This window comes from Sphingomonas sp. Leaf198, from assembly GCF_001424005.1.
Classification (GTDB): domain Bacteria; phylum Pseudomonadota; class Alphaproteobacteria; order Sphingomonadales; family Sphingomonadaceae; genus Sphingomonas.
The window spans coordinates 684173-701797 of sequence record NZ_LMPX01000001.1 but is presented as its reverse complement, the minus strand read 5'-3'; the positions used below and the strand labels follow the sequence as shown (position 1 = coordinate 701797).

At 65.1% G+C, this 17625-nt stretch carries 21 protein-coding genes and 1 other RNA gene; 13 read left to right on the top strand and 9 right to left on the bottom strand.

Features of this window, described 5'->3' with window-relative positions; translation table 11 throughout:
- The first annotated feature begins 3 nt into the window (after positions 1–3).
- Positions 4–1632 (top strand): alkaline phosphatase family protein, encoded by a 1629-nt coding sequence (locus ASG20_RS03245; RefSeq protein ID WP_056048441.1) that lies wholly within the window; start codon positions 4–6, stop codon positions 1630–1632.
- Positions 1633–1778: 146 nt separating this feature from the next.
- Here the strand turns inward: ASG20_RS03245 and ASG20_RS03240 are convergent, their stop codons facing one another.
- Positions 1779–2711: a right-handed parallel beta-helix repeat-containing protein gene (locus ASG20_RS03240; RefSeq protein WP_056048438.1), complete on the bottom strand. Its 933-nt coding sequence runs from the start codon at positions 2709–2711 to the stop codon at positions 1779–1781.
- Positions 2712–2937: 226 nt separating this feature from the next.
- On the opposite strand from ASG20_RS03240, the gene ASG20_RS03235 reads away from it, so the two are divergent.
- Positions 2938–4146 (top strand): cation:proton antiporter, encoded by a 1209-nt coding sequence (locus ASG20_RS03235; protein ID WP_056048435.1) that lies wholly within the window; start codon positions 2938–2940, stop codon positions 4144–4146.
- A 136-nt stretch (positions 4147–4282) separates the two neighbouring features.
- Here the strand turns inward: ASG20_RS03235 and pspF are convergent, their stop codons facing one another.
- Positions 4283–5320, bottom strand: a complete 1038-nt coding sequence (pspF, locus tag ASG20_RS03230; RefSeq protein ID WP_056048432.1) for a phage shock protein operon transcriptional activator — start codon at positions 5318–5320, stop codon at positions 4283–4285.
- A 172-nt stretch (positions 5321–5492) separates the two neighbouring features.
- Between pspF and ASG20_RS19610 the strand changes: the two genes are divergently transcribed.
- The 9 genes from ASG20_RS19610 (at position 5493) to ASG20_RS03190 (ending at position 8812) form a co-directional block, all read left to right on the top strand.
- On the top strand, positions 5493–5636 hold the full coding sequence (locus ASG20_RS19610) for a hypothetical protein (RefSeq protein WP_168371596.1): 144 nt from the start codon (positions 5493–5495) through the stop codon (positions 5634–5636).
- A gap of 48 nt (positions 5637–5684) precedes the next feature.
- On the top strand, positions 5685–6350 hold the full coding sequence (gene pspA / locus ASG20_RS03225) for a phage shock protein PspA (protein ID WP_056048430.1): 666 nt from the start codon (positions 5685–5687) through the stop codon (positions 6348–6350).
- Between the two features lies 1 nt (position 6351).
- Positions 6352–6651 carry an envelope stress response membrane protein PspB gene (gene pspB / locus ASG20_RS03220; protein ID WP_056048427.1) on the top strand — a complete coding sequence of 100 codons (300 nt, stop codon included), beginning with the start codon at positions 6352–6354 and terminating at the stop codon, positions 6649–6651.
- A gap of 1 nt (position 6652) precedes the next feature.
- Positions 6653–7036: an envelope stress response membrane protein PspC gene (pspC, locus tag ASG20_RS03215; RefSeq protein WP_056048424.1), complete on the top strand. Its 384-nt coding sequence runs from the start codon at positions 6653–6655 to the stop codon at positions 7034–7036.
- 42 nt (positions 7037–7078) lie between these two features.
- On the top strand, positions 7079–7357 hold the full coding sequence (locus ASG20_RS03210) for a hypothetical protein (RefSeq protein WP_231420318.1): 279 nt from the start codon (positions 7079–7081) through the stop codon (positions 7355–7357).
- 12 nt (positions 7358–7369) lie between these two features.
- Positions 7370–7720, top strand: coding sequence for a hypothetical protein (locus ASG20_RS03205; protein WP_327196539.1), 351 nt, complete (start codon positions 7370–7372; stop codon positions 7718–7720).
- The gene (locus ASG20_RS03200) at positions 7717–7959 is read left to right on the top strand and encodes a hypothetical protein (protein ID WP_056048416.1); all 243 of its coding nucleotides are present in this window, start codon (positions 7717–7719) and stop codon (positions 7957–7959) included. Before ASG20_RS03205 ends, ASG20_RS03200 begins: the two co-directional genes overlap by 4 nt.
- 9 nt (positions 7960–7968) lie before the next feature.
- Positions 7969–8208: a hypothetical protein gene (locus ASG20_RS03195; RefSeq protein ID WP_056048413.1), complete on the top strand. Its 240-nt coding sequence runs from the start codon at positions 7969–7971 to the stop codon at positions 8206–8208.
- A gap of 196 nt (positions 8209–8404) precedes the next feature.
- On the top strand, positions 8405–8812 hold the full coding sequence (locus tag ASG20_RS03190; RefSeq protein ID WP_056048410.1) for a SufE family protein: 408 nt from the start codon (positions 8405–8407) through the stop codon (positions 8810–8812).
- 56 nt (positions 8813–8868) lie between these two features.
- Here the strand turns inward: ASG20_RS03190 and ASG20_RS03185 are convergent, their stop codons facing one another.
- Entirely contained in the window at positions 8869–9228 is a 360-nt protein-coding gene (locus ASG20_RS03185) for a (2Fe-2S) ferredoxin domain-containing protein (RefSeq protein WP_231420319.1), read from the bottom strand.
- The gene (locus ASG20_RS03180; protein WP_056048407.1) at positions 9213–9752 is read right to left on the bottom strand and encodes a J domain-containing protein; all 540 of its coding nucleotides are present in this window, start codon (positions 9750–9752) and stop codon (positions 9213–9215) included. The genes ASG20_RS03185 and ASG20_RS03180 overlap by 16 nt, the downstream gene beginning before the upstream one ends.
- A gap of 216 nt (positions 9753–9968) precedes the next feature.
- Here ASG20_RS03180 and ASG20_RS03175 point away from each other — a divergent pair, with 216 nt between their 5' ends.
- Both ASG20_RS03175 and ASG20_RS03170 read left to right on the top strand, forming a co-directional pair.
- Complete coding sequence (locus ASG20_RS03175; protein WP_082470709.1) at positions 9969–11549, top strand: SulP family inorganic anion transporter; 1581 nt, start codon at positions 9969–9971, stop codon at positions 11547–11549.
- Entirely contained in the window at positions 11546–12184 is a 639-nt protein-coding gene (locus ASG20_RS03170) for a carbonic anhydrase (RefSeq protein WP_056048405.1), read from the top strand. Before ASG20_RS03175 ends, ASG20_RS03170 begins: the two co-directional genes overlap by 4 nt.
- 45 nt (positions 12185–12229) lie before the next feature.
- Here ASG20_RS03170 and ASG20_RS03165 read toward each other — a convergent pair whose 3' ends face one another.
- The 5 genes from ASG20_RS03165 to ASG20_RS03150 all read right to left on the bottom strand — a co-directional run bounded on the left by ASG20_RS03165 (position 12230) and on the right by ASG20_RS03150 (position 17611).
- Positions 12230–14254 (bottom strand): hypothetical protein, encoded by a 2025-nt coding sequence (locus ASG20_RS03165; RefSeq protein WP_056048402.1) that lies wholly within the window; start codon positions 14252–14254, stop codon positions 12230–12232.
- A gap of 59 nt (positions 14255–14313) precedes the next feature.
- Positions 14314–14698, bottom strand: an RNA gene (gene rnpB, locus ASG20_RS07060) — RNase P RNA component class A.
- A gap of 109 nt (positions 14699–14807) precedes the next feature.
- Positions 14808–15497, bottom strand: a complete 690-nt coding sequence (locus ASG20_RS03160; RefSeq protein WP_156364002.1) for an N-acetylmuramoyl-L-alanine amidase — start codon at positions 15495–15497, stop codon at positions 14808–14810.
- A 162-nt stretch (positions 15498–15659) separates the two neighbouring features.
- On the bottom strand, positions 15660–16517 hold the full coding sequence (locus ASG20_RS03155) for a CheR family methyltransferase (protein ID WP_056048399.1): 858 nt from the start codon (positions 16515–16517) through the stop codon (positions 15660–15662).
- Positions 16514–17611 carry a chemotaxis protein CheB gene (locus tag ASG20_RS03150; protein ID WP_056048396.1) on the bottom strand — a complete coding sequence of 366 codons (1098 nt, stop codon included), beginning with the start codon at positions 17609–17611 and terminating at the stop codon, positions 16514–16516. The genes ASG20_RS03155 and ASG20_RS03150 overlap by 4 nt, the downstream gene beginning before the upstream one ends.
- Between the last annotated feature and the right edge of the window lie 14 nt (positions 17612–17625).

The window sequence follows — 17625 nt, the reverse complement described above, 5'->3', positions numbered from 1 at the left end:
TTCGTGAAAGCACTTATCGCCGCGCTCCTGCTGACGTCGGCCGCTTCGGTCTCTGCCCAGACGGCGGTGCCCCCCGCGCCGACCCCGACGACTCCCCCGAAACTGATCGTCGCGATCTCGGTCGACCAGTTCGCTGCCGACCTGTTCCAGCAATATCGCAATCACTATACCGGCGGCTTCACGCGGCTGCTGAACGGCGCAGTGTTCCCTAGCGGGTATCAGAGCCATGCCGCGACCGAGACGTGCCCGGGCCACTCGACGATCCTGACCGGCATGCGGCCCGCGCATACGGGCATCATCGCCAACAACTGGATCGACCAGCGCGCCGGACGGCCCGACAAGGTCGTCTACTGCTCGGAGGACGAGCGCGTCACCGGCAGCACGCACGACAGCTACACCGTGTCCGACATGCATTTGAAGGTACCGACGCTCGGCGAGATGATGAAGGCACGCGATCCGCGCACCCGCTCGGTCTCGGTCGCGGGGAAGGATCGCGCGGCGGTGATGATGGGCGGCCACAAGGTCGACGAGCTCTGGTGGTGGGACGGCAAGACGTACGTTTCCTATGCGGGCCGCGCGGTGCCGCCGGCGGTGCAGCGCACGCGCGACGCGGTCGCCGCGCTGATCGCCAAGCCGCAGGCGGAGCTGCCGCTGCCCGGCTATTGCGCAGGCGTGAACCACCCGATCGTGATCGCGGGCAAGACCTACGGCCAGGGCCGCTTCGAGCGCGAGGCGGGTGATGCGAAGGGGTTCCGGGTGTCGCCCGCCTCCGACGCCGCGGTGTTCGCGATGGCGGCGGCGCTGGTGCAGGACATGAAGCTCGGCAAGGGCCCGCAGACCGACATCATCGACATCGGCGCGTCGGCGACCGATTACATCGGCCACACCTACGGCACGCAGGGGTCGGAGATGTGCATCCAGATGGCGCAGCTCGACAAGACGCTCGGCGATTTCTTCGCGGTGATGGACGAGACCGGGGTCGACTACGAGGTCGTGCTGACCGCGGATCACGGCGCGCACGACGCGACCGAGCGTCAGCAGCAGCGCGCGATGCCGATGGAGGCGCACATGGACGAGAACGTGCTCGCCAAACAGGTCGGCACTGCGATCGCCAAGGACATGGGGCTGCCGGGTAGTGTGCTGCTCGGAACGGAAGGCGACGTGTATATCGACGACACGCTGCCAGCGAAGACGCAGGCCAAGGTACTTGCCGAGGCGCTGCGCCGCTATCGCGCGATGCCGCAGATCGCGGGCGCGTACTCCGCCGCCGAGATCATGGCGACGCCGATGGCGAAGAGCCCGCCCGAGACCTGGACGCTGATCGAGCGTGCGCGGGCGTCGTTCTACCCGGAGCGGTCGGGGCAGATGGTGGTGCTGCTCAAGCCGCGCGTGACGACGATCGTGTCGCCGGCGGGGGGATATGTCGAGACTCATGGGTCGCCTTGGGATTACGACCGCCGCGTGCCGATCCTGTTCTGGCGCAAGGGGATGACCGGGTTCGAGCAACCGCTGTCGGTGGAAACGGTGGATATCGTGCCGACGTTGGCGGCGACGATCGGGTTGCCGGTGTCGGGGCTCGACGGGCGGTGCCTCGATCTCGATCCGAGTGCTGCGAGCACGTGCTCTAACTAAGCGCCGCGCACCCACACCGAAAAGCATGTTCTCCCGCGAAGGCGGGAGTCCAGTCTGGGCTCCCGCCTTCGCGGGAGAACAGTGTTCCGGGTTGGAGCAGTGCCTCGGTTTGTTGGTGACGCATCCGGCACGCCACCCCGCCCCCGTTACCGGGTTTCGAACGCCCGAAGCCCCGCACCCAACCGGTTCGCGCCGATCGCGAGCTTGTCGTGGCTGAAGTCGATCAGGAACGCCGGGTTGGTGGTGTCACCCGGCGACAGCCGCGCGTCGTTGTTCTCGACGCGCAGGCCGGTCGACGGATAGGTCCGCGCCTCCGCCGCGACGACGATCATCCCCGAATGGTTTTCCTTGTCCTTGCCCTGGACGAAGGTGTTGCGCGCGATCAGGCCGGTTGCGCCTTCGGGGAGATCGATCATGTAGTTGGTCTTGTGCCCCGCCGTATCGTCGAAGCTGTTGTCGGTGATCGTGACCGTGGGGCTACGCAGCTTGACGTAATGCCCGCCGTTGCCACGCTCGAACCGAGAATTGGTGACGGAGATGCTGCCCTTGTTGTCGAGATAGATCGAGTGCGCACAGCTTGGCGACTGGTCGCACTGGCCAAGCCCCGAGAAGGTAGACCGGTCGATCGTGATCCGCTGGTTGGTCGGCTGGCCGCCCAGAATCCCCTCCTGGCTGTTGAGGAACATGGAGTTCGTGACGGTCAAGTCGCCTGATTCGGTGCGGATACCGGCGCCGTTGCCGTCCGACACGCGGTAGCCGCGGAAGACGAGGCCATCGACCACCGACCCGTTGCCGCGCAGCACCAGCGCCGCCTTGTCCTCGCAGGCAACGCTGTCGAAGATCGCCTTGCCGGGCTGAACCGCCTTGAAGGTGATGTGGCCGCCCTGCTGGATAGCGCACTGCCGATAGGTGCCGGGGGCGATCAGGATCGTCGCGGTCCCCATCCGGATCGACGTCACCGCCTCCTGCAACGTCGCGAATCCCTGTCCGTTGACGGTGAACGGCGCGGTGCCCTGAGCAAAGGCGGGCGCCCAAGCCGGCGCCGCCAGCAACGTCAGCGCAAACAACGATCTTCTCATGGGAAATCCTTTCGCGGGTACCGGCCCGCCCGGCGCACGGCACCGACGGTGACACACGGCGTATCAGGTCGCACCGCTCCATGTCAGCCGGTTTGCGTGTCCCGCGATGGCGCATGCACCACGTGGTGGACCGCGACCATCAGCCAATTGCCGCCGCACCCACGCGCGGATAGTGTGCGTCCGGAACAAAGCCGGCGGGGGGAACCGATCGGCGCGGGGGATCCACATGCACGCCATGACGCCGACGGAGGTCTTCCTCCTCGCGATACTCATCATCTTCACCGTGCCGTATCTGGTGTGGCGGCTCGGGCGGACCGATTACTGGGCGCCGCTGGTGGTGGTGCAGATCTTCGGCGGCATCCTGCTCGGGCCGGGCGTACTCGGCGCGGCCTATCCCGATTATTATGCGACGGTCTTCACGCCTGCGACCTTGGGCTCGCTCAACGGCATCGCGTGGTGGGCGGTGATGATGTTCGTGTGGGTCGCGGGGATCGAACTCGACCTCGGCGAGGCATGGAAGCGGCGCGGCGAAACCGGCGTGACCGCAGGGCTCGCGCTCGCGGTACCGCTGATCACGGGCAGCATCGCCGCGGTGCTGATGCTGCGCTATCCGGGCTGGCGGGGGCCGGACGGCGCGACGTGGCAGGTGGTGCTCGGCATCGGCATGGCATGCGCAGTCACCGCGCTGCCGATCCTCGTGCTGTTCCTGGAAAAGCTCGACGTGCTGCGCCAACCGATCGGCCAACGGATCCTGCGCTATGCCAGCCTCGACGACATCGCGATCTGGGGTGTGCTCGCGCTGATCCTGCTCGACTGGGAGCGCGTCGGGCGGCAGGGCGGCTTCCTCGTCGGGTTCGCGATCGCCACGTTTGTCGTGCGCAAGCTGATGGCGATGATCGAGGAGCGCGATCGCTGGTATGTCAGCCTGATCTGGCTCGCGGGCTGCGGGTTCGCGGCGGACTGGGCGGGGCTGCACTTCATGGTCGGCGCGTTCCTGTCGGGCGCGGTGCTCGATTCTAAATGGTTCACGACAGCGAAGATGGACCAGTTCCGCCACTTCGTGCTGCTCGCGGTGATGCCGGTGTTCTTCCTGTCGACCGGGTTGAAGACGCAGTGGGCGGTCGGCGGTTACGCGGTGTTCGGGGCGGCGGCGTTGCTGCTGGTCGCGTCGGTCGGCGGCAAGCTGGCCGGCGTTCACGCCGCCGGGCGGATCCTGAAATGGCGGCCGGGCGAGGCGTCGGCGATCGGCTGGCTGCTTCAGACCAAGGCGCTGATCATGATCATCTTCGTCAACATCCTGCTGGATAAGAAGATCATAACGAATGAGACGTTCACGGCACTACTGCTGATGGCGCTGGCGAGCACGATGCTGACGGTGCCGATCGTTGCGCCGAAGTTGAAGAAGCTGGCGGGGTTGGTGGGGAAGAGCGCCTGAGGGTGACTGCCCCTTCTGCGCCCCTCCCTGGAAGGGAGGGGTTGGGGGTGGGTCGGCCAGCTTGTGCCGCGGTCGTTTCACGATACGGAAGCCTACCCACCCCCCGCCCCTCCCTTCCAGGGAGGGGGGAAGTAGGTCAACCGCCCGCGTTGAGAAGGTCGTGACGTTTCAGGGCGTGGCGGAGTTGGTCGTAGCTCAGGCCTAGCGCCTCGGCGGTGGCGCGTTGGTTGAAGCGATGTTCCGACAGGGCGCGCGAGAGGAGATCGCGTTCGAAGCGGGATACGCGGGACTTGAAATCCGAGGGGCCTTCTTCGCACGCGACGACCGGGTCCTCGCCGTCATCCGGTTCGGCTGCGCGCGGAGCCACAACCATGGGCTTAGGCGCGGTCGAGGCACCAGGCCGGTGTGGCGACTGGAACGGGTCGATCTCGATCGCGTCGATCGGCCCCGCCTGTTCCCAGCGATACACCGCGCGCTCGACGACGTTGCGAAGTTCGCGGACGTTGCCGGGCCAGCGGTATGCGATCAGTGCGTCCATAGCCGCCGGGCCGAAGCCTTCCCAGCGTTCGCGCCCAAGCTCAGACGCCATGCGCCGGCCGAAATGCTCTGCCAGCACCACCACGTCCCCAGTTCGTGCGCGCAGAGGCGGCAGAGTCACCACCTCGAACGACAAGCGGTCGAGCAAATCGGCGCGGAACTCATGTCGGTCAACCTTGTCGGGGAGATGTTCGTTGGTCGCGGCCACGATCCGCACGTCGACGCGCATCGGCCGCGACGAGCCGATCCGGGTGATCTCGCCATATTCGACCGCGCGCAACAGGCGGTCCTGCGCCGCCATCGACAGCGTGCCGAGTTCGTCTAGGAACAACGTGCCCCCATCGGCCTCCTCGAACCGCCCGACCCGCGCCTTGGTCGCACCGGTGAAAGCCCCGGCTTCATGCCCAAACAATTCCGCCTCGATCAACGTCTCGGGCAGCGCCGCGCAGTTCATGATCACCAGCGGCTGATCCCACCGCGGCGACAGGCGGTGGAGGCGTTCAGCGACCAGTTCCTTGCCCGTCCCGCGCTCGCCGATCACCAGCACCGGACGGTCCAGCGCCGCCGCGCGCGATGCGCGTTCGAGCGCCGCCATGAACGTGCCGGACTCGCCGATGACCTGGGTTGTTCGCTCCATGGCGAAGATGTGGCGCGAATTCCCAACTCTTGGCAAGCTTGCGGTAGCACGCCCACCGTCGAAATCGTGCAAACCCCTGCAAACCCGCCATTTTCAAAACTGGCACGAGAGATGCAATGCTTCAGGCAACCCGCCGAATAGCGGAACCAACCAGCCTTAAAGGGGACCCACCATGTTCAACGCCAACATCGCCCGCACCGTCGTCGCCACCCTCTGCACCATCGTCGTCAGCGCAACCTGCGTCCTCGGCGCAGTCGGCCCCGCGATCGCAACCAACGCAACGCCCGTTGCGGTTCATACCGCAATCGTGGCCTAAGACCCCGAAGGCTTAGAGCCTCGGGCCGACCCCTGGAGTAGGATTTACATGGGCATCTTTTCCCGCACCCGCGACATCGTCGCCGCCAACTTCGCCGACTTGATTGAGAAGGCCGAAGATCCGTCGAAGATGATCCGCATGATCATCCTCGAGATGGAGGAAACGCTGGTCGAGGTTCGCGCCTCCGCCGCGCGCACCATCGCCGACCAGAAGGAGATGCGCCGCCATATCTCGAAGCTGGAGCAGCTCCAGGACAACTGGACAGAGAAGGCCGAGCTGGCGCTGAGCAAGGACCGCGAGGATCTCGCCAAGGCAGCCCTGGTCGAGCGCCAGAAGGCATTCGACATGGCCGAGCAGTTGAAGGCCGAGGTCGGCGTACTCGACGATGCGCTTCGGGCTTCCGAAGAGGACATCGCCAAGCTCCAGACCAAGCTCCGCGAGGCGCGCACCAAGCAGAACGCGGTGCAGACCCGACTGGAGAGCGCGAACAATCGCACCCGGCTGCGCGAGATGTACAACGGGCCGAAGACGCACGAGGCGTTCAGCCGCTTCGACATCCTCGACCGCCGCGTCGACGAGGCCGAGGGCCGCGCGGACGCGATGGGGCTCGGGGTCGTCAAGACGCTCGAAGAGGAAATCGCCGAGTTGCGCAGCAACGACAAGGTCGACGCCCAGCTCGCCGCGCTCAAGGCGCGCCTGAAGAAGGACGACTGAGATGGATGATTTCATGCCAGTTCTGGTCTGCGGCATTCTATTCATCGGGCTGCCCTGGGTGATCCTGCACTACATCACCAAGTGGAAGCAGGCGCCGCGGATCACCGAAGAGGATGAGCGCCTGCTCGACGAGATGCAGGCGCTCGCACGCCGCCTCGAGGACCGCGTGATGACCGTCGAACGGATCATCGCCGCCGATAACCCCGACTGGAAGCCGGGCCTCGGCACAACGCAGTCGCCGTATCTGTCGGATCGTCAGTCCGAACGCCCATTGGATCGCCCCCTCGATCGGAGGAACTGAAATGTCCGCCAGCCGCACACAATTCTACCTCGATAAGCAGAATGCCAAGTGGAAGGGCGTCTGCGCCGGGATCGCCGACTATACCGGCATCGACGCACTCTTCGTCCGGGTCGGGATGGTCGTACTAACGCTCGCCGGCGGCTTTCCCTGGACACTGCTGGCCTATTGGATGGTCGCCTGGATGGGGCACGCCAAGCCGATCGGCTTATACGAGACGCCCGACGACGCGAAGTTCTGGCAGGGCGTCCGCTCGAACCCGAAACGCTCGACCGCCGAGGTCCGCAGCAAGTTCCGCGACATCGACCGCCGACTCGCCGACATCGAGACGCACTATACCAGCCGCTCAAGCAACAGCCTCGCGGCAGAGATCGACAGCCTGCGCTGAGACGCGGCGTCAACAGGGAGAATATCGATGGATTGGGCTTTGATGATACCGATCGTGGCGATTTCGGTGGGACCGGTCGCTTGGGTTGCGAACAATTGGATCCGCGCCAAGCATGGCTTCGAACCGGAAATGCGTAGCCGCAAACGCGGGCGAGACGGCGATGTCGACGGTGACCGCAAGGTCCTGTTGCTCAGCAACGAGAACGAGCGGTTGACCGGGCAGGTGTCGCGGCTCGAGGAACGGATCGCGGTTCTCGAACGCATCGCCACCGATCCAGCCGAGCGCACCGCTCGCGAGATCGAAGCCCTCCGCGACCGCTGAAGGACATAGATCATGAACAACTTCACGATCTTCCTGCTCGTCTTCATCGTGATCGGCCTTCCCGTCATTCTCGGGATCGGCAGCAGCGTCTTCAAGGACTGGATCAAGCACAAGGAGCGCATGGCAACCGCGCTCAATGCGCAGACCGCCGAGAAGTCCGCGCAATATGCGGCGCACACCGAACGCCTGGAACAGCGGGTGCGGGTCCTCGAACGGATCGTCACCGACCGGGGCATCGGCGTTGCCGACGAGATCGAACGGCTCCGGGCCGATCCACCCTCCCCAGCGCGACCTTTAGAGACGTCACCAACGCTTACGCTGACGGGCCGCACCGCGAGCCCCGCCGAAGGAGAGACACGATGAACCCCTTTTCGATGGTCGTCTGCATCGTGCTGATCGTGATGGTCGCCAAGGTGCTGACCGCTCGCTACCGCGCGCTGGGCGACGCCCCGGCGAACCCGGTCGACAGCGTCGATGCGCTGCGGCTGCGCGACGAGGTGCAGCAGATGAAGGAGCGCATCCAGGTGCTGGAGCGCGTGATCACCGACAACCACAAGAGCGTCGATCTCGACCGAGAGATCGAGCGGCTCCGCGACCGCTAGGAGGCGGACATGATCGACCCTAACGTCTATATCACCTTGGCGCTGGCGAGCCTTGCGGGGCTGGCGATGATCGTGGCCGGTGGCTTGGCCGGATGGCGCGGATGGCTCTCGCTGCGCCGACTGGAGCTGGATCATACACAAGACGGTCGGATGCCGATGGCGGTGTCGACCGGATCGCGGATCGAGATCGCGGATTTGAAGGAGCGCATCAAGAAGCTCGAGGCGATCGCTGCCGGGGTGGATCTTTAAGTCTTGCCAAAACCACACGACCACCCCGGCGAAGGCCGGGGCCCAGTTGGAGAGGTGGTAGTAACGAAGGACGCACCTCGCCATAGCTGTCCCCCAACTGGGCCCCGGCCTTCGCCGGGGTGGTAGTAACCACAGATACGCCTCTGGTTTGTTCCCCGGTGTTGAAGCGCTGAAGCCGAACCGCTACCGCCGCGCCATGGCCACCCTCATCGACATTCGCGAGGAATATGACTTCCTCGAACCCGACGACCGTTACCGACTGCTGATCGACCTCGGCAAAGAACTCGAACCGATGCCGGATGCGCTGAAGACGGATGCGACGTTGGTGCGGGGGTGTTCGGCTTCGGTTTGGGTGTATCCAACCACGACCGATGATGGCCGGCTTCACTTCCTGGCGGACTCGAATGCGGCGATCACCAAGGGGATCATCGCGCTGGTGTTGCTGACGGTGCAGGATCAGGCGCCAGGCGCGATCGTCGCGACCGACATCACTGCGGAACTCGCGCCGTTCGATCTGAGCAAGCAGCTGAGTTCGAACCGCACGCAGGGGATCCCGAACATGATCGCTCTGATCCGGGAAACGGCCGAGCGGTACGCCGACTGAGACCGTGCCCTCACCCTTCCCACGGCCAAGTGGCTGCGGACCCCTTCCCTCTCCCATCAGGGGAGAGGGAGAGACGCCGAAGGCGGCGAGGGCGAGGGCACGTTACCGTGTTGGCTTAAGGTTGCGACAACCTCGTCGGCACTGGCGCCCGTCGGCACCAGCATCCAACGGTCTGGGCGGGCGCCGTCGACCATCACCACCGCGTTCTTTGGACACACGCCAAGGCACTTAACCTCGACCACGCCGCGATCCGCCTTGCGGCTTTTCTTGAGGCCGAGAGCCTGACGCAGCAGCCTCACGAGCGGCGTCCGGCCCTTCTCGCCAAACCCGCCATCCAGCTTCTTCGAACACTTGCCGCAGACCAGAACGCTCCCCTGCCAGCGACTGGCAAGAACCCGGATCACGCCGGTTTCCACGTCCGCTGATCCTCGGCCGCCTTCAGCACCTCATACGCCGCCTGTACGCCCTGGAACCGCTTGGCCGCATCCTTGTCATTCGGGCGCACGTCCGGATGATTCGCCTTCGCCATCCGCCGCCACGCCGCGCGCACCTCCTCGAAGGTCGCGTCGGGCTCGAGGTCGAGCACCTCCAGCGCGCGCATTTCGTCACGCGACCGGCTGCCGTCGCCCGAGCCAGCCCAGGCATAATGCTTGGGATCGGTATAGCCGTCCGCGGTCCGCGTTTCGGCCGCCTCACGCTCGGCCGCTTCCTCCGCGCTCAACCCTTCGAAATAATTCCAGCCGCGATTATATTCGCCCGCGTGGTTCATGCAGAAATACCAGCGGTCCGGGCTGTTCGGCGATTTCGGTGCCGGGCAATTGCCGGGCTCGTTGCAGCCATGCCGATCGCATAGCCGCACGGTCACCGCCTCGGTGCTCGCGCCATATTCGCGCCAGCGCGGAAAACCCCAGTCGGAAGATCGTGTCGTGCTTCGAGCCATAGCGGCCCGAGATAGGCGTCCCCGCGGACAACGCAACCGCGCGCGACGACGCCGAGCCAAACTCGTCCGCTCCAACTATCTTCCGCGTCGCAACATTCCGCCTTGAGTCAGCCACCGTTCATCGATTAATGAACATGAACTATTTGTCATGTGGCATGGATAGATGCGTCCGGTGCGGACGTATTCCCAGCCGACACCTCAGCGACAGGAGCACTGGTGCCGACTCTCATTCCAAAGCTTACCACATGGCGCGCGGATCTTCCCGCCTCCGTCGTCGTCGCGCTCGTTGCGCTGCCCCTCTGTCTCGGCGTTGCGCTTGCTTCCGGCGCACCGCTGTTCGCCGGCATTATCTCCGGCATTGTCGGCGGCATTGCGGTCGGCCTGTTCTCGAAGTCGCCGCTGTCGGTCAGCGGCCCTGCCGCCGGCCTGACCGTCATCGTGCTGACCGCGATCGAGAGCATGCCGAGCTACCAGATGTTCCTTATGGCCGTCGTGCTGTCGGGCGTTCTCCAGATCTGCTTCTCGCTGACCCGCGCCGGCATCCTCAGCGAGTTCGTGCCATCGTCGGTCATCACCGGCATGCTCGCCGCGATCGGCCTGATCCTGATCCTGAAGCAGATCCCGCATGCGGTTGGATTCGACCGCGAGGCGGTGGGCATCTTCGAATTCACCACCGCCAACGGCGTCAACACCTTCTCGCGGATCCTCGACAGCCTCTCGGCCAGCGTGACGCCCGGTGCGATCCTGATCGCCGGCGTCAGCCTCGCCTTCCTGTTCTGGTGGGATGGCGCCAAGCCGAAAGACGGTCCCCTGCGCTTCGTCCCCGGCCCGCTGGTGGTCGTGCTGATCGGCATCTTCGGCAATATGCTGCTTGGTTTGGTTAAGCCCGACTGGCAGCTCCAGGCAACGCACCTCGTCCAGGTGCCGATCACGCAGACACTGTCGCAATTCCCGTCGCTGTTCACCTTCCCCGATTTCTCAGGGATCACGATGGGCATCGTTTGGAGCAGCGCGGTCACGCTCGCGATCGTCGCCAGCCTTGAATCGCTGCTGAGCGTCAAGGCGGTCGACGAAATCGATCCGCGCCGGCGCTCGACCGACAAGAACTGGGAGCTGATGGCGCAGGGTGGCGGCAACATCCTGTCCGGTCTGATCGGCGGCCTGCCCGTCACATCGGTAATCGTGCGCTCGTCGGCGAACGTCGATGCGAAGGCCGAGAGCAAGCTTTCGACGATCCTGCACGGCTTCTGGCTGCTGGTCAGCGTCGCGCTTATCCCCGCGGTGCTGAACCTGATCCCGCTGTCGGCGCTCGCCGCGGTGCTGATCGCGACCGGCTACAAGCTGACCAAGCCCAAGCTGTACACCGAACGCTTCAAGCAGGGCTGGACGCAGTTCATTCCGTTCGTCGTCACGGTAGCTGCGATCCTGTTCACGGATCTCCTCGAAGGCATCGTCATCGGCCTCGCGGTCGGCTTCGTGTTCGTCGTCGCGCGCAACTTCCGCACCGCGATCACCTTTGCCTGCGACGACGAGGACTGCCTCGTTCGCGCCCGGAGGAACCTGTACTTCATCCATAAATACGAATTGCAGAAGTCGCTCGCCAAGGTGCCCGACAACGCGAACCTGCTGATCGACCTGTCGTCGACCAGCTATGTCGATCTCGACAATGTCGAAATCATCAACGCGTTCATCAAGGGCGCCGCGTATCGCGGCATCACCGTGCTCATCCGCGGCGATCTCGCGCTGCGCACGGTCAAGCTGATCAACGCCCCCCAGACCGAGGTCCGTTTCGCATGAGGCAGTACAAACAGCTCCTGCTCGCCAACAAGGCGTGGTCGGCCGAGATCATCGAGGAAAGCGCGGATTTCTTCCAGCGCCAGCTAGTCGGGCAGAACCCGGAGTTCCTGTGGATCGGCTGTTCGGACAGCCGGGTCAGCCCGGAACAGATGACGATGACGCCGCCGGGCAACATGTTCATTCACCGCAACATCGCCAATCTGGTCAACGACGATGACATGAACCTGATGTCGGTCCTGCAATATGCGGTCGACGTGCTCGGCGTCCGGCACATCATCATCTGCGGCCATTATGCGTGCGGCGGGATCCGCGCGACGCTCGACGGCGGCACGACGGGTCCGGTCGACGACTGGCTCTCGACCGCGCGCTGCGTCCTGCACGACCATGCCGACGAGATCGACGCGCAGCCCGACCGCGAGCAAAAGGTCAACCGACTGGTCGAGGTCAACGTCCGCGACCAGCTTCTACGCCTTGCGCGTACCAAGACGATCCAGGGCGCGTTCGCGCGCGGGCAGGAAGTGCTGCTCCACGGCTGGGTCTACGACATCCGCGACGGGCTGATCAAACCGATGATGGAGATCGATTCGACGACCGTTCTCGAAGAGGTCGGCCGGCCGGACAAGGTGCTGGTTTAAAGCTAACTCCCTCCCAACGGTTGTTGGGAGGGAGTTAGCTAAAAGTCACGATCCGCGCCGCGCCGATTCCGGCAGCAGAAACTTGATGCGGCTCGTCGTGGCACCACAACCGAGGCCTCCGTCGGGCCGATAAGTCTTGGCATATTTCGCCATCGTGAAGAATTTGGTCCCCGCTTCGGAGAAGATGAACGGCGGATAGCTCAACAGCGCGCGCTGGTTGACGACGTTGCCATCCGCGCCGATGTCGTACTGAACCTGGGTCCAGCCTTCGAAACCCCATCGCTGGGCTTCCATCGGGAACGCTTCCGATCCGGGCTTGGATACCATCTTGGGTGGTGCATCCATGATCGCACACTGGTTCGCCGTCAGGCCACTGGAGGCGAACGTCGCGCGCGCCGCGTCGATCTGACCGTTGCGTTCCTCGATCGACGCGATCCGGATCAGCGCACCGACGCGGAGCGGATCGTTCGGCTGCAACGCCGTGTCGTCCGCCACTTGCCGAAGCGTGACGATCGCCGTGTCGTTCTTTTCGGACTTTCGCGTCCGTGCAACGGCGCCATCGACCATGATCAGCCGGATCGCCGCTCGCGCCTGAGGATCGTTCGCATAGACTGGTTCCGATACCATCGGCGTCAGCGTGCGCTCAAAGACACCCGGTTTCCAGATATCGGTGACCGCATCGACGCGTCCTGGCAAATCGAAGGTCAGTTGCGCGCTGGGGGGCGCATCATTGGCCTTCGCGATCGCCAGAGCGCGTGCGTACAGTGCAGCCCGCTCTTCGCGCGCGACGGTCGGATTGCTTGTCAGGCGGTAGATCGCGGCGAGCGTGCGCAAACCGTCAGGCGACTGGGCCGTCGCCGAGGCCAGTTCGGCCCGCTGCCCCGCGAGCGCTGCCGCCTGCAGCCCTACCGGTTCGGGCGCTACCGTGACGCCCTTGCTGAAGAGCCATTGCTCCAACACACCGTCCAACCCGTCGCCGATCGACGGCCGCTGGAACGCGGTCGAACAGCGCATCTCGACCCGCACGTGATAGCGATAGAACGCCGGAATCGCCTGGACCTTTTCGGCAGGCCACGACCAACCCTTGACCGCACGCGCGAACTCCAGCGCGACCTGACCGCCACCCGCGGCATAGATCGGCACCGCTTGGTCGATCGTGCCGTCGGATGCGATGTTGAACTCGACCACCGCGACGTCCTGCGGCTTGAGACCGGCATCGCCGCCACAATCCGGCGAGCGCATCTCCGCCGCGGGATCGAACGAACCTTTCACCATGCGTCCTGCACCGGTATAGGCCATGTACCGCCGCGCCTCTTCCGCGTTGCCCCCCAGCAGGAACGCAATCGCGGCGTCGGACCGTGCCGAGGCGTCCATGATATCGACCTTGTCCGTTTCGAGGCCGCCGAGAAGCCTGATCGCCTGCAACGCGCTCGCACGGGCGCCGGCGATATCGCCGGTGTTGAGTTTCAGGAGGGTCCACTCGCGTGCGAACCGCGCGGCTACGCTCTTCTCAAGCTTCGACTTGGCGATCAGCGTGTCGCTTCGTGCCAAAGTGGCGGCTGCTGCAGTGGGATCTATGAAAATCTGCGCGGTCGCCAACGCCAGCATCGCGCCCAGCTTGTCCCCCGTGGTGATGGCACTCGCCTCCGCCTGCTGCAGCGCAGTCACGGCGCCCGCGTAATCGAGCGTGTCGGTCGCGACCTGGCCGAGGATGAGGAACGCGCGGGTCCGATCCTCCGCGAGACTGGCGTCGTCCGCCGGAAGCAAGGCGAGCCCTGCGCGTGCGGCCTTCACCGATTCGTCGGCGCGGTTGAGGGCGAACAGAATCGGCGCCTTGCGGATCAGCACGATGCCGCGGCTGCGCGACCCGGCCTTGGTCCGTGTTTCCAGCTTTTCCCAGGCTACCAGTGATGCCGTGCGATCGGGCTTGGCATCCAGCGCGGTTGCTGCGTCGAAATCTTGCTGGACCGTCGTCGACGGCGGCGGCGGCGTCTGCGCGCCTACAGGCACAAGCCCGCCTGACATCGGCAACACACCTGCACCCAACAGCGCGATCGTCTTGATCCGCATCACTTCCCCCACGTCGCACCCCGCATCATTTGCGTGCAGTCTGCTACGGTTCGGGAAAGGATGCCAGAGGGTCTGTAAGCCGGGTTCTGTCCATTTCCGATCCTTCGATGCGGAAGTTAGGCGACCATTCCTCTAGGACGACGGTTGCCTGTCGCCTCAAGCAATCAACCCGGGTGACGAGCTGAAACGAAGCCCATGTGCCACCCCTATTCGATCTTGCTCCCGGTGGGGTTTGCCGTGCCGCCCCTGTTACCAGGCGCGCGGTGCGCTCTTACCGCACCCTTTCACTCTGACCGCCCCGACCGAAGCCGAGGGTTGGCCGTCTGCTCTCTGTGGCACTTTCCCTGAGGTCACCCTCGCCGGGCGTTACCCGGCACCGTCGTTTCGCGGAGCCCGGACTTTCCTCGCGTGTCCTGAGACACCCGCGGCCGCCCGACCCTCTGGCGAGGCGAGCCCTAGCGCGGGTGCGGGCGATGCACCACCGTTTTCGTGGCCAACCGGTGATGCCTTCCCCAACGCTCTCCCCTCCCCGAAAAGGCAGGGGAGAAAGACGTCAGTCGTCGCCCATCGGTTTTGGCAGCAACAACGCCAGCAGAATGCAGCGGCACTCCGCATCGACCTCGCCATCGACCAGTTCCGGGCGAAACCGCCGCTGAAACGCCATCGTCGCCGCCATCCGGTTCTCGACGTCGTAGCCGAAGCGTTCGAGTGCGAGGCAAAAGCCGCCCTCGGTCCAGCCGGGGTCCATCAGGTTCTTCGTCGGCCGTGGCAGCGCCAGCCGCCGTCGCGCCAGTTCATGCCACGGAAACAGCTCGCCCGGATCTCGTTTGCGCGTTGGCGCGATATCGGAGTGGCCGACGATGTTGCCGCGGGTGATCTCGTGGCGATCCTTGATCTCGGCGACCAGCGCCACGACCGACGCGATCTGCTCGGGCGGGAACGGGCGATAGCCGAACTCGTGGCCGGGATTGACGATCTCAATGCCGATGCTGGCGGAGTTGACGTCCTCGATCCCCCGCCAGTGCGACTTGCCCGCGTGCCAAGCGCGCTGGCCCTCGGCGACCATCCGCAGGACCGTGCCGTCCTCCTCGACCAGGTAATGCGACGACACCTTCGCCTCGGGATCGCGCAGCCGGGCGATCGCCGATGCGCCGTCCTTCATGCCGGTATAATGCAGCACGATCATCGTGATGGGCAGCGTGCGATCGTCGAAATTGGGTGACGGCGTCTCGATGAACTTCAAGCCAGCTTCCCTTCGAGCCGTTCTGCACGCATGGCACAGAGGGCGCCGCGACGCCGTGTACCACCCGACCACTGCCCAACGAGATCAGTAGCGTCAACGGGTTGCCGAAGTAATAGGCTGCGGCGGATACCGATCGGCGCCGCCAGCGCCCAAACGATACCATCAGCTTCGGCCTGGGGGTCCTTGCGTCTCGTAGCATCCGCGAAAGCGCTTGCTCGGTTCGAACACGCGGGTCTGGCCGATCACGGTCTCGCCGGCGCCCATGACCAGAAGTCCGCCCGGCCGCATCGCCGCGGCGATCTTCGGAAAGACGTGCAGCTTGGTCTCGCTCGACAGATACAGCAGGACATTGCGGCACAGGACGATATCGAACCGACCCGGCGGCGGCTGATCAGACACCAGATTCATCCGGCGAAACGCGATCGCCTTGGCCAGTTCCGGCTTGGCGACCCAATCGCTCCCGGTGGTATCGAACCAGCGGACCATCCGGCGAACCGGCAACCCGCGCTGGATTTCGAATTGCGAGAAGCGCCCCGTCCGTGCCCGGACGATGGCCGCATCGGACACGTCGGTGGCGATGATTTCCGGCATCGCAGCGCCGGTGGTTTCCTGCCGTTCCGCAAACAGCATTGCCAGCGACAGTGGCTCCTGCCCGGTCGAACAGCCCGCGCACCAGATCCGCGCACGCTGACCCGTGCTTTCGGCAGCGGCGATCGCCTCGACGATCGTCTCGAAAATGTGGGCATCGCGAAAGAACGAGGTTTCCTGATTGACCAGCGCATCGACGATCCGGTCGCCGATCAGCCGGTCGCTTCCCTTGAGCAACTGGGTCACCAACTGATCGAGCGTATCCAGCTTCTGGTCGCGCAACAGCGGTTTCAGCGCCGTATCGAGGCGCCATGATCGATAGGCTGCGATCTGCTGCCCGGTCCGCGCCTCCAGCAACGCGGTAAGAACGCTGACCGCGGTCGGCGAGGCGACCGACGTGGGTAGCGACGCGGGGAGTGCCGCATGGGTCATGCGCGCCGTCGCGATGCGACGAGGCGACCGATCGCGTCGGGCGCCAATACCGCGTCGGCAACGCCCGATCCCACCACCGCGCCGGGCATGCCCCACACCACGGACGTCTCCTGATCCTGCGCGACGACGCAGCCGCCCGCGTCGTGGACCCGGCGCGCGCCTTCGGCGCCGTCGCGGCCCATGCCGCTCAACACGACCGCCATGACCCGTGCACCATAGACATCGGCCAGCGACGCCAGCATCGGGTCGACCGATGGCATGCACCCGCTTGCGACGGCCTCGTGCGTCAGGCGAAACGCCGCCCCGCCATCGCTGAGCCTGACGCATTTGAGGTGCGCGTCGCCGGGCGCGACGACGATCCGGCCCGGGCGTATCCGCAACCGGTCGACCGCGACGTCGCAGACCCGTCCCGACAACAGCGCCATCTGCGCGGCGAAATACGGCATGAATGATGCCGGCAGATGCTGGGTGATGACGATCGGCAGTCGAAAGCCGCTCGGCAGTTCGCGAAACATCCGGCTTAAGGCGTGAATGCCGCCGGTCGACGCACCGATCGCGACGATGTCGTAATCGTCGCCGGTCGCGCAGCGAGCCGATGGCGTCGTCGGCACGCCCATAGAGCGCGAGACAGCAGGCTGGGTGATCGGGGAATACGATCCGGGAGGCGGCGATGGCGTCGATCGAACCACGAGTGCAGGCGGCAACTGTCCCGGATGCTCGCAAAGCTTTTCCAGCTTGGCGACAAGCGCCGCACCGAACCGCGCCGACAATTCGCTCGCGGTCGGTTTGACGAGCGTTTCCGCGGCCCCCATCGCGAGCGCCTGCACGGTGGCCGCGCCGCCATCGTCCGCCGAAGACGACACGATAATGACCTTCGCGCCGCCCCCCGCCGCGATCAGATCGGGCAACGCCGTCAGTCCATCGATGCCCGGCATCTCGATATCCAGCAGGATGAAGTCGACCGTCGCCCGCGCGAGGAACTCCAGCGCGGCCCCGACATTGCCGACTGCGCCGACCACCGAAAACCGATCACTCGCATCGATCAGCCGCGCGATCACGGCGCGCGCGACGACCGAATCGTCGACGATCAACACGCGTGTCGTATCGG

Coding starts and splice junctions, on each gene's coding strand:
- ASG20_RS03240 (WP_056048438.1), bottom strand. CDS start 2,711: ATGAGAAGATCGTTGTTTGCGCTGACGTTGCTGGCGGCGCCGGCTTGG.
- ASG20_RS03235 (WP_056048435.1), top strand. CDS start 2,938: ATGCACGCCATGACGCCGACGGAGGTCTTCCTCCTCGCGATACTCATC.
- pspF (WP_056048432.1), bottom strand. CDS start 5,320: ATGGAGCGAACAACCCAGGTCATCGGCGAGTCCGGCACGTTCATGGCG.
- ASG20_RS19610 (WP_168371596.1), top strand. CDS start 5,493: ATGTTCAACGCCAACATCGCCCGCACCGTCGTCGCCACCCTCTGCACC.
- pspA (WP_056048430.1), top strand. CDS start 5,685: ATGGGCATCTTTTCCCGCACCCGCGACATCGTCGCCGCCAACTTCGCC.
- pspB (WP_056048427.1), top strand. CDS start 6,352: ATGGATGATTTCATGCCAGTTCTGGTCTGCGGCATTCTATTCATCGGG.
- pspC (WP_056048424.1), top strand. CDS start 6,653: ATGTCCGCCAGCCGCACACAATTCTACCTCGATAAGCAGAATGCCAAG.
- ASG20_RS03210 (WP_231420318.1), top strand. CDS start 7,079: ATGATACCGATCGTGGCGATTTCGGTGGGACCGGTCGCTTGGGTTGCG.
- ASG20_RS03205 (WP_327196539.1), top strand. CDS start 7,370: ATGAACAACTTCACGATCTTCCTGCTCGTCTTCATCGTGATCGGCCTT.
- ASG20_RS03200 (WP_056048416.1), top strand. CDS start 7,717: ATGAACCCCTTTTCGATGGTCGTCTGCATCGTGCTGATCGTGATGGTC.
- ASG20_RS03195 (WP_056048413.1), top strand. CDS start 7,969: ATGATCGACCCTAACGTCTATATCACCTTGGCGCTGGCGAGCCTTGCG.
- ASG20_RS03190 (WP_056048410.1), top strand. CDS start 8,405: ATGGCCACCCTCATCGACATTCGCGAGGAATATGACTTCCTCGAACCC.
- ASG20_RS03180 (WP_056048407.1), bottom strand. CDS start 9,752: ATGGCTCGAAGCACGACACGATCTTCCGACTGGGGTTTTCCGCGCTGG.
- ASG20_RS03170 (WP_056048405.1), top strand. CDS start 11,546: ATGAGGCAGTACAAACAGCTCCTGCTCGCCAACAAGGCGTGGTCGGCC.
- ASG20_RS03165 (WP_056048402.1), bottom strand. CDS start 14,254: ATGCGGATCAAGACGATCGCGCTGTTGGGTGCAGGTGTGTTGCCGATG.
- ASG20_RS03155 (WP_056048399.1), bottom strand. CDS start 16,517: ATGACCCATGCGGCACTCCCCGCGTCGCTACCCACGTCGGTCGCCTCG.